The 13,622-nt window shown below is 71.7% G+C and carries 11 protein-coding genes; all 11 read left to right on the top strand.

Annotated features, from left to right (window positions below; genetic code table 11):
* Nucleotides 1–16 precede the first annotated feature (16 nt).
* Nucleotides 17–1,309: a homoserine dehydrogenase gene (locus B9W62_RS12350; protein ID WP_179235453.1), complete on the top strand. Its 1,293-nt coding sequence runs from the start codon at nucleotides 17–19 to the stop codon at nucleotides 1,307–1,309.
* A gap of 6 nt (nucleotides 1,310–1,315) precedes the next feature.
* Nucleotides 1,316–2,374 carry a threonine synthase gene (thrC, locus tag B9W62_RS12345; RefSeq protein WP_087807229.1) on the top strand — a complete coding sequence of 353 codons (1,059 nt, stop codon included), beginning with the start codon at nucleotides 1,316–1,318 and terminating at the stop codon, nucleotides 2,372–2,374.
* Between the two features lie 385 nt (nucleotides 2,375–2,759).
* Nucleotides 2,760–3,689: a homoserine kinase gene (gene thrB / locus B9W62_RS12340; RefSeq protein ID WP_087807228.1), complete on the top strand. Its 930-nt coding sequence runs from the start codon at nucleotides 2,760–2,762 to the stop codon at nucleotides 3,687–3,689.
* A 429-nt stretch (nucleotides 3,690–4,118) separates the two neighbouring features.
* Nucleotides 4,119–6,215, top strand: a complete 2,097-nt coding sequence (gene rho, locus B9W62_RS12335; RefSeq protein WP_087807227.1) for a transcription termination factor Rho — start codon at nucleotides 4,119–4,121, stop codon at nucleotides 6,213–6,215.
* A 231-nt stretch (nucleotides 6,216–6,446) separates the two neighbouring features.
* Complete coding sequence (locus tag B9W62_RS12330) at nucleotides 6,447–8,237, top strand: trypsin-like serine protease (RefSeq protein ID WP_087807226.1); 1,791 nt, start codon at nucleotides 6,447–6,449, stop codon at nucleotides 8,235–8,237.
* A gap of 348 nt (nucleotides 8,238–8,585) precedes the next feature.
* A complete protein-coding gene (locus B9W62_RS12325; RefSeq protein WP_087807225.1) occupies nucleotides 8,586–9,734 on the top strand; it encodes an LCP family protein in 1,149 nt (382 codons plus the stop codon).
* A 124-nt stretch (nucleotides 9,735–9,858) separates the two neighbouring features.
* On the top strand, nucleotides 9,859–10,080 hold the full coding sequence (rpmE, locus tag B9W62_RS12320) for a 50S ribosomal protein L31 (protein ID WP_015657814.1): 222 nt from the start codon (nucleotides 9,859–9,861) through the stop codon (nucleotides 10,078–10,080).
* A gap of 109 nt (nucleotides 10,081–10,189) precedes the next feature.
* Nucleotides 10,190–11,266: a peptide chain release factor 1 gene (gene prfA / locus B9W62_RS12315; RefSeq protein WP_087807224.1), complete on the top strand. Its 1,077-nt coding sequence runs from the start codon at nucleotides 10,190–10,192 to the stop codon at nucleotides 11,264–11,266.
* 60 nt (nucleotides 11,267–11,326) lie between these two features.
* Nucleotides 11,327–12,172: a peptide chain release factor N(5)-glutamine methyltransferase gene (prmC, locus tag B9W62_RS12310; RefSeq protein WP_087807223.1), complete on the top strand. Its 846-nt coding sequence runs from the start codon at nucleotides 11,327–11,329 to the stop codon at nucleotides 12,170–12,172.
* Nucleotides 12,173–12,237: 65 nt separating this feature from the next.
* Nucleotides 12,238–12,885: an L-threonylcarbamoyladenylate synthase gene (locus tag B9W62_RS12305; protein ID WP_087807222.1), complete on the top strand. Its 648-nt coding sequence runs from the start codon at nucleotides 12,238–12,240 to the stop codon at nucleotides 12,883–12,885.
* Nucleotides 12,882–13,562, top strand: coding sequence for an arsenate reductase/protein-tyrosine-phosphatase family protein (locus B9W62_RS12300; RefSeq protein WP_087807221.1), 681 nt, complete (start codon nucleotides 12,882–12,884; stop codon nucleotides 13,560–13,562). The genes B9W62_RS12305 and B9W62_RS12300 overlap by 4 nt, the downstream gene beginning before the upstream one ends.
* The last annotated feature ends 60 nt before the right edge of the window (nucleotides 13,563–13,622 follow it).

Here is a 13,622-nt window from a genome sequence, read left to right as displayed (position 1 = left end):
AAGGAAACGAGGTCGGATGATGCGTACGCGTCCGCTGAAGGTGGCGCTGCTGGGCTGTGGAGTGGTCGGCTCAGAGGTGGCGCGCATCATGACGACGCACGCCGCCGACCTCGCCGCCCGGATCGGGGCCCCGGTGGAGCTCGCGGGTGTCGCCGTACGGCGGCCCGACAAGGTGCGCGAGGGCATCGACCCGGCCCTCGTCACCACCGACGCCACCGCCCTCGTCAAGCGCGGGGACATCGACGTCGTCGTCGAGGTGATCGGGGGGATCGAGCCCGCGCGGACGCTCATCACCACCGCCTTCGCGCACGGCGCCTCCGTGGTCTCCGCCAACAAGGCGCTCATCGCCCAGGACGGCGCAGCCCTGCACGCCGCGGCCGACGAGCACGGCAAGGACCTCTACTACGAGGCCGCCGTCGCCGGTGCCATCCCGCTGATCCGGCCGCTGCGCGAGTCCCTCGCCGGCGACAAGGTCAACCGGGTGCTCGGCATCGTCAACGGGACGACCAACTTCATTCTCGACGCCATGGACTCGACCGGTGCCGGGTATCAGGAGGCGCTCGACGAGGCCACCGCCCTCGGGTACGCGGAGGCCGATCCGACCGCCGACGTCGAGGGCTTCGACGCCGCCGCCAAGGCCGCCATCCTCGCCGGGATCGCCTTCCACACGCGCGTGCGCCTCGACGACGTCTACCGCGAGGGCATGACCGAGGTCACCGCCGCCGACTTCGCCTCCGCCAAGGAGATGGGCTGCACCATCAAGCTGCTCGCCATCTGCGAGCGGGCGGCGGACGGAGGGTCGGTCACCGCGCGCGTGCATCCCGCGATGATCCCGCTCAGTCATCCGCTGGCCAATGTGCGCGAGGCCTACAACGCGGTCTTCGTCGAGTCCGACGCCGCCGGTCAGCTCATGTTCTACGGGCCCGGCGCGGGCGGTTCGCCGACCGCGTCCGCCGTCCTCGGCGACCTGGTGGCCGTGTGCCGCAACCGGATCGGCGGAGCGACCGGACCCGGTGAGTCCGCCTACGCCGCGCTGCCCGTCTCCCCGATGGGCGACGTCGTCACGCGCTACCACATCAGCCTCGACGTGGCCGACAAACCGGGCGTGCTCGCCCAGGTCGCGACCGTGTTCGCGGAGCACGGTGTCTCCATCGACACCGTGCGGCAGTCCGGCAAGGACGGCGAGGCATCCCTCGTCGTCGTCACCCACCGCGCGTCCGACGCCGCCCTCGGCGGTACGGTCGAGGCGCTGCGCAAGCTCGACACCGTGCGGGGTGTCGCCAGCATCATGCGGGTTGAAGGAGAGTAACCAGCAATGACCCACCAGTGGCGCGGAATCATCGAGGAGTACCGGGACCGGCTGCCCGTCTCCGACAGCACGCCCGTCGTGACGCTCCGTGAGGGCGGCACCCCGCTCGTGCCCGCGCAGGTGCTCTCCGAGCGCACGGGCTGCGAGGTCCACCTCAAGGTCGAGGGGGCGAACCCGACCGGGTCCTTCAAGGACCGCGGCATGACCATGGCCATCAGCAAGGCCAAGGAGGAGGGCGCGCAGGCCGTCATCTGCGCGTCCACCGGCAACACGTCCGCGAGCGCCGCCGCGTACGGCGTGCGCGCGGGCATGGTCTCCGCCGTGCTCGTGCCGCAGGGCAAGATCGCGCTCGGCAAGATGGGCCAGGCCCTCGTGCACGGCGCGAAGATCCTCCAGGTCGACGGCAACTTCGACGACTGCCTCACGCTCGCCCGCGCGCTCAGCGACAACTACCCCGTGGCGCTGGTCAATTCGGTCAACCCGGTGCGTATCGAGGGGCAGAAGACGGCCGCCTTCGAGATCGTGGACATGCTCGGCGACGCGCCCGACATACACGTCCTCCCGGTGGGCAACGCGGGCAACATCACCGCGTACTGGAAGGGGTACAAGGAGTACGCCGCCGACGGGGTCAGTACCCGCAGGCCCCGCATGTGGGGGTTCCAGGCCTCCGGCTCCGCCCCGATCGTGCGCGGCGAGGTCGTCAAGGACCCGTCGACCATCGCCACCGCCATCCGGATCGGCAACCCCGCCTCGTGGGACTTCGCGCTCGCCGCGCGGGACGAGTCGGGCGGTGCCATCGACGAGGTGACGGACCGTGAGATCCTGCGCGCCTACCGGCTGTTGGCCTCCCAGGAGGGCGTCTTCGTGGAGCCCGCGTCCGCCGCGTCGGTGGCCGGTCTGCTGAAGGCCGCCGAGCAGGGCAAGGTCGACCCGGGGCAGCGCATCGTCTGCACCGTCACCGGCAACGGGCTGAAGGACCCGGACTGGGCCGTCGCCGGCGCCCCGCAGCCGGTCACCGTCCCGGTCGACGCGGCGACGGCGGCCGAGCGGCTCGGCCTGGTCTGAGCCGGAGCGGCCTGGTCCGAGCCCGAGCGGCTCGGCCCGGTCCGAGCGCCGCTGCGCGCCGCACCCGTGCAAGGCGCCCGGCGCAGGAGGGCGTAAGCGACGCCCAGCCGGGAATGTCACTCACGGGGGGTGCACAGGGGGCTTACGACACGCATCGTGCGCCTCCTGTGCGCCCTATGTCGCCACAGAACCTTCCTTCGATAGGCTGTACCTAACCCGCCTGCCGCATATGCCGCGGTGCCGCGCTGTCTCCGCGGTCGCGCCCAGGGCCGGGTACGTCATCGTCCTCGTCATCGAATGTCATTCGACAGTCACGGCAGTCACGGCAGTCATCACAGTCACGGCAGTTTCGACAGTCACGCAGCTCAAGGAGAGTCATCGAGCGATGGCCGGTCCAGCGTTCCGCGCCGCCGCCGTCAGGGTGCGCGTCCCCGCCACCAGCGCCAATCTCGGTCCGGGCTTCGACGCCCTCGGCCTCGCGCTGGGTCTCTACGACGACGTGGTCGTCCGGGTGGCCGACTCCGGGCTGCACATCGACATCGCGGGTGAGGGCAGCGAGACCCTCCCGCGCGACGAGAAGCACCTCCTCGTCCGGTCCCTGCGCACCGCCTTCGACCTGCTCGGCGGACAGCCGCGCGGCCTGGAGATCGTCTGCGCCAACCGCATCCCGCACGGCCGCGGCCTCGGCTCCTCCTCCGCCGCGATCTGCGCCGGGATCGTCGCCGCGCGCGCGGTGACCATAGGCGGCGAGGCCCGCCTCGACGACGCCGCGCTGCTCGACCTCGCCACCGAGATCGAGGGCCACCCCGACAACGTGGCGGCCTGTCTGCTGGGCGGTTTCACCCTGTCCTGGATGGAGTCCGGCGCCGCCCGGGCGATCAGGATGGAGCCCTCCGATTCCATCGTTCCGGTGGTTTTCGTGCCCGGGAAGCCGGTACTGACCCAGACCGCGCGCGGACTGCTCCCGCGCAGCGTCCCGCACGTCGACGCCGCCGCCAACGCCGGCCGCGCCGCGCTGCTCGTCGAGGCCCTCACCCGGCGCCCCGAGCTGCTGCTGCCGGCCACCGAGGACCGCCTGCACCAGGAGTACCGCGCGCCGGCCATGCCGGAGAGCGCGGCACTGGTGGAACGGCTGCGCGGCGACGGCATCCCCGCGGTGATCTCGGGTGCCGGACCCACGGTGATGGCACTGGCCGATGCCGACACGGCCGACAAGGTCGAGGCGCTGGCCGGCACGGACTGGGCGGCCAACCGGCTCGGCCTGGACCAGCAGGGCGCGAGCGTCCTGCCCCTGGCGACCGCCAGTGACACCTGACGCGGACGGTTGCCGGATTTCGAGAGGGGGAATGTTTGTTGGATCCGGTAGTGTTAATCTCAAGTCTGCACCCGACCCCACCATGGCGAGGTGCCTCGTGTCCCCGTCCGGGACAGACATTCTTCCGGGAGCCCCCCAAGTCGCCTTGTGCAGTGGATGTCGTACGTGATCAGTACGGCCGACACCTGCATTGAGCGGCCCACCGGTGGGGGTTACCCCCTCTGGGGGAGTTTCGGAACCGGTGCGACCACGCCGCATGACACAGACACCGAGTGCCACGGCTAGGGGAAGCGCCATCACCAGATATCTCTTCCGCCGTTCAGGCGGACCACCGCCCCGGCACGGTTCGCACAGCAAGGACCGAAGCCGGACAGCACAACCGGTCGCCGAGCCAGACAGGCCGACGTCCGCTCCAGGGAAGGACCCTTCGTGAGCGACACCACCGATCTGATGGGCGCACGTGTCGAGGAGACCGCTGCCGCGCCCGCCACGGACGCCTCCGCGCCTGCCACCGGTGCCGGCTCCCGGCGGCGCCGCGGTACCGGCCTCGAGGGCATGGTGCTGGCCGAGCTGCAGCAGGTCGCATCCGGCCTCGGCATCAGGGGCACCGCGCGTATGCGCAAGAGCCAGCTGATCGAGGTCATCAAGGAGGCGCAGGCCGCGGGGGGAGCCCCCGCCAAGGCCGCGCCCGCCGCCGCGGACACCGCCGGCGAGACCAAGCCGAAGCGCCGCAGCACCTCCCGGACCCGTACGGGCGACGAGGCCCCCGCCGAGAAGGCGGAGAAGGCCGGCAAGGCCGGCAAGAAGGCGGACAAGGCGGCCGCCGACCAGGCCGCCCAGCAGCAGATCGACATCCCCGGTCAGCCGTCCCCCAAGGTCAACGCCTCGGCCGAGCAGGCCGCTCCCGCCGACGACGCCCCCTCCGAGCGCCGTCGTCGCCGGGCCACCGCCGACGCGGGCAGCCCCTCCGGCGGCACCGACACGGTGGCCGTCGAGACCCGCGCCGAGCCGAAGGCCGACGCCTCGGCCGCGCAGCAGCAGACGCAGGGCCACCAGGGTCAGGGCGACGCCCGTTCCGACGGTGAGGGCGGCGAGGGCCGCCGTCGCGACCGCCGTGACCGCGGCGAGCGCGGTGACCGTGGCGAGCGCGGTGACCGCGGTGACCGTGGCGGCCGCGACCGGCGCAACAAGGGCGACGACCAGCAGAACCAGGGCGGCGGCCGCCAGGACCGCCAGCAGCAGGGTGGCGGCGGCCGCCAGGACCGTCAGCAGCACGACGACGGTTACGACGACGACGGCGGCCGTCGGGGCCGCCGCGGCCGCTACCGGGACCGCCGGGGCCGTCGCGGACGCGACGAGATCCAGGAGCCGCAGATCAACGAGGACGACGTCCTCATCCCGGTCGCCGGCATCCTCGACATCCTCGACAACTACGCGTTCATCCGGACCTCCGGCTACCTGCCCGGCCCGAACGACGTGTACGTCTCCCTCGCCCAGGTCCGCAAGAACGGCCTGCGCAAGGGCGACCACCTCACCGGTGCCGTGCGCCAGCCCAAGGAGGGCGAGCGCCGCGAGAAGTTCAACGCGCTGGTGCGCCTGGACTCGGTCAACGGCATGGCCCCCGAACACGGCCGCGGTCGCCCGGAGTTCAACAAGCTCACCCCGCTGTACCCGCAGGACCGCCTCCGCCTGGAGACGGACCCGGGCGTCCTCACCACCCGCATCATCGACCTGGTCGCGCCGATCGGTAAGGGGCAGCGCGGTCTGATCGTGGCCCCGCCGAAGACCGGCAAGACCATGATCATGCAGGCGATCGCCAACGCGATCACGCACAACAACCCCGAGTGCCACCTGATGGTCGTCCTGGTCGACGAGCGTCCGGAAGAGGTCACCGACATGCAGCGGTCGGTGAAGGGCGAGGTCATCTCCTCGACCTTCGACCGCCCGGCCGAGGACCACACCACGGTCGCCGAGCTGGCCATCGAGCGCGCCAAGCGCCTGGTGGAGCTGGGTCACGACGTCGTCGTGCTGCTCGACTCGATCACGCGTCTGGGCCGTGCGTACAACCTCGCCGCCCCGGCCTCCGGCCGCATCCTGTCCGGTGGTGTCGACTCGACCGCCCTGTACCCGCCGAAGCGCTTCTTCGGTGCGGCCCGCAACATCGAGGACGGCGGTTCGCTGACCATCCTCGCCACCGCCCTGGTGGACACCGGGTCCCGCATGGACGAGGTCATCTTCGAGGAGTTCAAGGGCACCGGCAACGCCGAGCTCAAGCTCGACCGCAAGCTCGCCGACAAGCGCATCTTCCCGGCGGTGGACGTGGACGCGTCCGGCACCCGTAAGGAAGAGATCCTGCTCGGCAGCGACGAGCTGGCCATCACCTGGAAGCTGCGCCGGGTGCTGCACGCCCTCGACCAGCAGCAGGCGATCGAACTGCTCCTCGACAAGATGAAGCAGACCAAGTCGAACGCCGAGTTCCTGATGCAGATCCAGAAGACGACGCCGACGCCCGGCAACGGCGACTGAGTCACCACCGGCCCGCTCACGGTCCGGAACCCGAAGTCCCGCTTCGTCACGCAGGTGACGGGGCGGGACTTCTGGCGTGCCGGGCTTGTAGGATCAGCGCACCGCAGTGGGGGGGAACGTATTTTCGGATACGCCCACGGGGCGATCGGTGATCCGTGCTGTCCGCACGCACGGACCCGCGCCCGCCCGGCGCTTCTCTCCTGCCTGCGTCTACAGCGACAGGAGACCTGAGTGACCTCTACCCCTCGAAGAGCCCGGCTGGCTCTTCCCGCGGCCACCGCCGCACTCGCCCTGTCGGGCGCGGTCCTCGCGGCCGCCCCCGCCCAGGCGTCCGGCGAGACCCCCGTCCCGCCCCGGCCGGCCGTCACCGAACGGCCCGCCACCGCGTCCCCCGCCGAGCTGGCGCAGCGCGCCCTGGACTCCGGGGCCGCCCTCAAGAACGGCACCGCGACCGCTCCCGGCGCGCAGCCGGAGGCCGGCGTGAGCACCGGGGCCCCGTCCGGCAGGGTCGACCCCAAGATCATCGGCGGCAAGGACGCGTCGATCTCCGAGGCGCCGTGGATGGTGCAGCTGCACTACTACGACGACAAGGGCAACGCCGACCCCGCCGACGACGAGGGCTACTTCTGCGGCGGCACCCTGGTGGCCCCGGCGAAGGTCCTCACCGCCGCGCACTGCGTGTACGGCCTGGACTGGACGGAACACGGCACCATCGTCGCCGGCACCGCCCAGCTGCCCGACGAAACGGGCCTGCACGGCGGCCGGGTCACCGGGGTGTGGCGCCAGTGGGTCAACCCCACGTACCGGCCGAGCAGCACCTCGGGCGGTGACCTGGCGGTGCTCACGCTGACCGAGGCGCTGCCGTACAAGACCCTGCGGCCCACCACGAGCGGCGACACCGCTTCCTACGCCAACGGGACCCCGGCGACGGTCTACGGCTGGGGGCGCACCAGCTCCACCAGCCAGGAGATCTCGCCGACGCTGCGGAAGGCGACCGTGCCGATGCGCTCGGACGCCTCCTGCACCTCGTACTGGGGCTCCGACTTCGTGCCCGGCCAGATGGCCTGCGCCGGTGACCCGGCCTCCGGCCAGGACGCCGGTACGGTCTCCCCGTGCAACGGCGACTCCGGCGGCCCGCTCGTGGTCAACGGCCGGATCGCCGGCGTGGTGTCCTGGGGCGTCGAGGACTGCGTCGCCTCGGGCGCCTACGCCGCCTACGCCAAGGTCAGCTCCTACGTCGGCGAGGTCAACTCCCGCGTCGACGACACCGACCTCGACTTCGACGGCCTGGCGGACCTGTTCGCACGCACCCCCGGCGGCGAGGCGTACGAGTACTACTCCGTCGGCGACCAGGCGCCCTACCTGGCCAATCGCCTCTCGCTCGGCGACTGGGGCGGGGTGAACCTGGTGCGTCAGGGCGACCTGGACCGCGACTTCTACCAGGACTACGTGTACCGCGCCTCGGACGGCGTGCTGTACACCCTCGCCTTCGACGGGGTCGACAGCTACGAGTCGATCCGGGTCGGCGGCGGCTGGAACGCGATGAAGGACCTCCGCGTCCCGGGCGACCTCACCGGCGACGCCCTGCCCGACCTGGTCGCCAAGGACAAGGACGGCGTCCTGTGGCTCTACCCGGGCAAGGGCGACGGCACGTTCGGCAGCCGCGTCCGGATCGGCGGCGGCTGGGCCTCCTTCACGATCACCGGCAAGGGCGACTACAACCGCGACGGCAGGCCCGACCTGCTGGCGCGGGACGGCTCGGGCGTCCTGTGGCTGTACCCGGGCACCGGGAAGGCCGCACCGGCGCTGGGCAGCCGGGTCAAGGTCGGCGGCGGCTGGAACACCTACGGCGCCCTCGCCACCGCCGGTGACATCACCGGTGACGGCAGGCCCGACCTGCTGGCCCGCGACAGCTCCGGTGTGATGTGGCTCTACAAGGGCACCGGCACGTCGGGCACGGCCACGTTCAAGACCCGGGTCCGGGTCGGCGGCGGCTGGAACGCGTTCAACCTCTTCGGCTGAGCGGACGATCCCCCACGGGGCCGCCTCCACCTCGGGGGCGGCCCCGTCGCCGTCCGTCCGGCCCGCGGCTGCGACCTTCGCCACACGCTCCGGCCTGGGGCCCGCTCCGGCGCGTACGGACCGGGCCCCGCGGACGCCCAGGTCAGCGAGGTGCGCCCCGGATCGCCGAACACGCTCCGTCACCGTTTCCGCACCGGGTCGCCACAGACCGTTGTGCAACCCTGTCCCGAGTTCCGCCGTCTGAGCTACGGAGGGACCATGGTGAGGTACCGGCGCCCAACCCGCCGGAGCCGACCGACCCGACCCTGAGCGCAGGGGGTAACCGACCGGACGAACACCGAGGAGCCCATGTCCGCCGAGAGCACGCCGGATCCCGCGATACCCGGCCCCGGCCAGTCCCGCACCCCCGGCCCCGGCCGCCGGGGCAAGGGCCGCCGCCGCAAGCCCACGGCCAAGCGGCGCAAGGCCCTGCTCGTCGCGGCCTGGAGCGCCGCGGGCATCGTGGTCCTGGGCGGCACCGGAGCCGGAGTCCTGTACTTCAAGCTCAACGGCAACCTCACGAGCGTCGACATCGACCAGGCGCTCGGCGCCGACCGGCCCGACAAGGCCGACAACGGCTCGGAGAACATCCTGGTCCTCGGCTCCGACACCCGCTCCGGCGGCAACAAGAAGCTCGGCGGCGGCACCGACGACGGCACGGCCCGCTCGGACACCGCGATGATCGTGCACGTCTACAAGGGCCACAAGAAGGCCAGCGTGGTCTCCATCCCGCGCGACACCCTCATCGACCGCCCCGACTGCACCGACACCGACGGCGGCGAGCACCCCGCCGCCGACGACGTCATGTTCAACTCCGCCTACTCCACCGGCGGCGCCGCCTGCGCCGTGAAGACCGTCGAGTCGATCAGCGGCCTGCGCATGGACCACTACCTGGAGGTCGACTTCAGCGGCTTCCAGAACCTCATCGACGACCTGGGCGGCGTCGACGTCACCACCACCGAGGCCATCAAGGACCCCGACAGCCACCTCGACCTGCCCGCCGGCACCCACACGCTCGACGGCGAACAGGCCCTCGGCCTGGTCCGCACCCGGCACGGCGTCGGCGACGGCTCCGACCTCGGCCGCATCCAGCTCCAGCAGGCCTTCGTCAAGGCCCTGGTCGACCAGGTCAAGGACGTCGGCCTGCTCGGCAACCCCAAGAAGCTGTACGACATCGCCGACACCGCCACCAAGACCGTGACCACCGACTCCGACCTGGGCTCGGTCAACTCCCTGATGTCCTTCGCGAGCAGCCTGAAGGGCATCGGCCCGGACAAGATGCACATGATCACCATGCCGGTGGTCTACGACCCCGCGGACCCGAACCGGGTGCTCCTGGAGAAGACCAAGGCCGACCAGGTGTGGACGGCCCTCAAGAACGACCGCCCGATCCCGGAGTCGGCCACGCAGGGCACGGCCACCGGTGAGGCCAAGGGCGTCGTCAACTCCGGGGAATAGATCACCCCGCCCCCCGGTTTTGGGGGATGGCGCCAGTCCTGGCAGACTGGTACGTCGGCTCCGGTTCACGCTCCCGCATCCCGTGGAAGCGACCCGGCGCCCTCCCGGAACAGTAGGAGACACCTTGAAGCGCGACATCCACCCCGAGTACGTCGAGACGCAGGTCAGCTGCACCTGTGGCGCGTCGTTCACCACCCGCAGCACCATCGAGTCCGGCACCATCCGGGCCGAGGTCTGCTCCGAGTGCCACCCGTTCTACACGGGCAAGCAGAAGATCCTCGACACCGGTGGCCGTGTGGCCCGCTTCGAGGCCCGCTTCGGCAAGGCCGCCGGCTCCAAGAAGTAGCGAGCCTCCAACCGCCGGTCCACGGCCGCATCCCCTCCCCGGGGAGCGCCGGGACCGGCGTTTTTGGTCGCCCGCCTTCCCCTTCCCAAGCAGTAAGCAGGAGCCCAAGATGTTCGAGGCCGTCGAGGAACTCGTCGCCGAGCACGCCGACCTGGAGAAGAAGCTCGCCGACCCGTCGGTCCACTCCGACCAGGCCAACGCGCGCAAGCTGAACAAGCGGTACGCCGAGCTGACCCCGATCGTCGCCACGTTCCGCTCCTGGAAGCAGACCGGCGACGACATCGAGACCGCGCGCGAGTTCGCGGCCGACGACCCCGACTTCGCCGCCGAGGTCAAGGAGCTGGACAAGCAGCGCGAGGAGCTCACCGAGAAGCTGCGCCTGCTGCTCGTCCCGCGCGACCCCAGCGACGACAAGGACGTCATTCTCGAGATCAAGGCGGGCGCGGGCGGCGACGAGTCCGCCCTGTTCGCCGGCGACCTGCTGCGCATGTACCTGCGCTACGCCGAGCGGATCGGCTGGAAGACCGAGATCATCGACTCCACCGAGTCCGAACTGGGCGGCTACAAGGACGTCCAGGTCGCGGTGAAGACCAAGGGCGGCCAGGGCGCCACCGAGCCCGGCCAGGGCGTCTGGGCCCGCCTCAAGTACGAGGGCGGCGTGCACCGCGTGCAGCGCGTCCCCGCGACCGAGTCCCAGGGCCGGATCCACACCTCCGCCGCGGGTGTCCTCGTCACCCCCGAGGCCGAGGAGATCGACGTCGAGATCAACCCCAACGACCTCCGCATCGACGTCTACCGCTCCTCCGGGCCCGGCGGCCAGTCCGTCAACACCACCGACTCCGCCGTGCGCATCACGCACATCCCGACCGGAGTCGTCGCCTCCTGCCAGAACGAGAAGAGCCAGCTGCAGAACAAGGAGCAGGCGATGCGTATCCTGCGCTCCAGGCTGCTCGCGGCGGCGCAGGAGGAGGCGGAGAAGGAGGCCGCGGACGCCCGGCGCAGCCAGGTCCGCACCGTCGACCGCTCCGAGAAGATCCGCACGTACAACTTCCCGGAGAACCGCATCTCGGACCACCGTGTCGGCTTCAAGGCCTACAACCTGGACCAGGTCCTGGACGGCGACCTCGACTCGGTGATCCAGGCCTGCGTCGACGCGGACTCGGCGGCCAAGCTCGCCGCCGCGTAAGCCCCGTAGCCGCACCCGTACGCCCGTACCGGACGACCAGCTCAGCCCCGGAGGACCAGCGTGAACCTGCTGCTCGCGGAGGTGGCCCAGGCCACCCAGCGGCTGGCCGACGCCGGCGTGCCCTCGCCGCGCACCGACGCGGAGGAGCTCGCCGCGCATCTCCACGGCGTCAAGCGGAGCGAGCTGCACACCGTGCCGGACGCGGACTTCGACGCCCGGTACTGGGAGGTCGTCGCCCGCCGGGAGGCGCGCGAGCCGCTCCAGCACATCACCGGCCGCGCCTACTTCCGCTACCTGGAGCTCCAGGTCGGCCCCGGCGTCTTCGTGCCCCGCCCCGAGACCGAGTCGGTCGTCGGCTGGGCCATAGACGCGGTGCGCGCCATGGACGTCGTCGAGCCATGCATCGTCGACCTGTGCACCGGCTCGGGCGCCATCGCGCTCGCGCTCGCGCAGGAGGTGCCGCGCTCGCGCGTGCACGCCGTGGAGCTGTCCGAGGACGCCCTGGTGTGGACGCGCAAGAACATGGAGGGGTCCAGGGTCGACCTGCGCCAGGGAGACGCCCTGACGGCCTTCCCGGACCTCGACGGCCAGGTCGACCTGGTCGTGTCCAACCCGCCGTACATCCCGCTCACCGAGTGGGAGTACGTCGCCCCCGAGGCCCGCGACCACGATCCCGAACTGGCCCTGTTCTCCGGCGAGGACGGCCTGGACCTGATCCGCGGCCTGGAACGCACCGCGCACCGGCTGCTGCGCCCCGGCGGCGTGGTCGTCGTCGAGCACGCCGACACCCAGGGCGGCCAGGTGCCGTGGATCTTCACCGAGGAGCGGGGCTGGGCCGACGCGGCCGACCACCCCGACCTCAACAACCGGCCCAGGTTCGCGACCGCCCGCAAGGCCCTGCCGTGAGCGACCGCACCCCGCCGACTTCGACCCCGCAGATCCCGCAGTACGTGTACGAGGAGGCCCGCTAAATGGCACGGCGATACGACACCAACGACGCGACCGACCGAGTGACCGGTCTGCGCGAGGCCGCGTCCGCCGTCCGCCGGGGCGAGCTGGTGGTGCTGCCCACGGACACCGTGTACGGCATCGGCGCCGACGCCTTCACCCCGGAGGCCGTCGGCGACCTGCTGGAGGCCAAGGGGCGCGGCCGCAACATGCCCTCCCCGGTCCTCATCGGCTCGCCGAACACCCTGCACGGCCTGGTCACCGACTTCTCCGAGATGGCCTGGGAGCTGGTCGACGCCTTCTGGCCCGGCGCGCTGACCCTGGTCGCCAAGCACCAGCCGTCTCTCCAGTGGGACCTGGGCGAGACCCGGGGCACGGTCGCCGTCCGCATGCCGCTGCACCCGGTCGCCATCGAGCTGCTCACCGAGGTCGGCCCGATGGCCGTCTCCTCCGCCAACCTGACCGGCCACCCGGCCCCCGAGGACTGCGACGCGGCCCAGCAGATGCTCGGCGACTCCGTCTCCGTCTACCTCGACGGCGGCCCCACCCCCGGCATCGTCCCGTCGTCCATCGTCGACGTCACCCGCGAGGTGCCCGTGCTGCTGCGCGCGGGCTCGCTGTCGGCGGAGGAGCTGCGCAAGGTGGTACCCGACCTCGAGGTGGCGAATTGACGGCCCCTGAGACGGGGCGTGGCATAGGCAACGGGGAACGCGCCGCGGAGATCACGACCACGTTCGTCGGACTTCCGCGCGACAGCTTCCGCATCCTCCACGTCAGCACCGGAAACGTCTGCCGCTCGCCCATCACCGAGCGGCTGACCCGGCACGCGGTGCAGGAGCGGCTCGGCGTGCTGGGCGGCGGCCTGATCGTGGAGAGCGCCGGCACCTGGGGCCACGAGGGAGCCCCCATGGAGGCGAACGCCGAGACGGTCCTCACCGACTTCGGCGCCGATCCCGCCGGCTTCACCGGCCGCGAGCTGCTCGACGAGCACGTGATCCGCGCCGACCTGGTCCTCACCGCGACCCGGGACCACCGGGCACAGGTCATCTCCATGGGCCACTCGGCGGGCCTGCGCACCTTCACCCTGAAGGAGTTCACCCGCCTGGTGAACGCCATCGACCCGGCGACGCTCCCGCCCCTGGAGGACGGCGTCGTCGCCCGCGCCCGCGCCCTGGTCCGCGCGGCCGCCGCGCTGCGCGGCTGGCTCCTCGCGCCCACGGTGGAGGCGGACGAGGTGTACGACCCGTACGGCGCGCCCCTGACGTTCTTCCGCTCGATCGGCGACGAGATACACCAGGCGCTGGACCCCGTGGTGACGGCCCTGACGGGGGTTCCCGCGCGGGCGTGAGGCGGGGTGGGGCTCGCGGGCCTACATTGGTCGTACGTCACCGTCGACGCATGCCCGGAG

The organism is Streptomyces sp. CS113, assembly GCF_002188365.1.
Classification (GTDB): Bacteria; Actinomycetota; Actinomycetes; order Streptomycetales; family Streptomycetaceae; genus Streptomyces; species Streptomyces tendae.
This window is presented reverse-complemented; position numbering and strand designations above follow the sequence as displayed.

Excerpts from the sequence above, each read along its gene's own strand:
- B9W62_RS12350 (WP_179235453.1), top strand. The coding sequence starts at position 17 with ATGATGCGTACGCGTCCGCTGAAGGTGGCGCTGCTGGGCTGTGGAGTG.
- thrC (WP_087807229.1), top strand. The coding sequence starts at position 1,316 with ATGACCCACCAGTGGCGCGGAATCATCGAGGAGTACCGGGACCGGCTG.
- thrB (WP_087807228.1), top strand. The coding sequence starts at position 2,760 with ATGGCCGGTCCAGCGTTCCGCGCCGCCGCCGTCAGGGTGCGCGTCCCC.
- B9W62_RS12325 (WP_087807225.1), top strand. The coding sequence starts at position 8,586 with ATGTCCGCCGAGAGCACGCCGGATCCCGCGATACCCGGCCCCGGCCAG.
- prfA (WP_087807224.1), top strand. The coding sequence starts at position 10,190 with ATGTTCGAGGCCGTCGAGGAACTCGTCGCCGAGCACGCCGACCTGGAG.
- B9W62_RS12305 (WP_087807222.1), top strand. The coding sequence starts at position 12,238 with ATGGCACGGCGATACGACACCAACGACGCGACCGACCGAGTGACCGGT.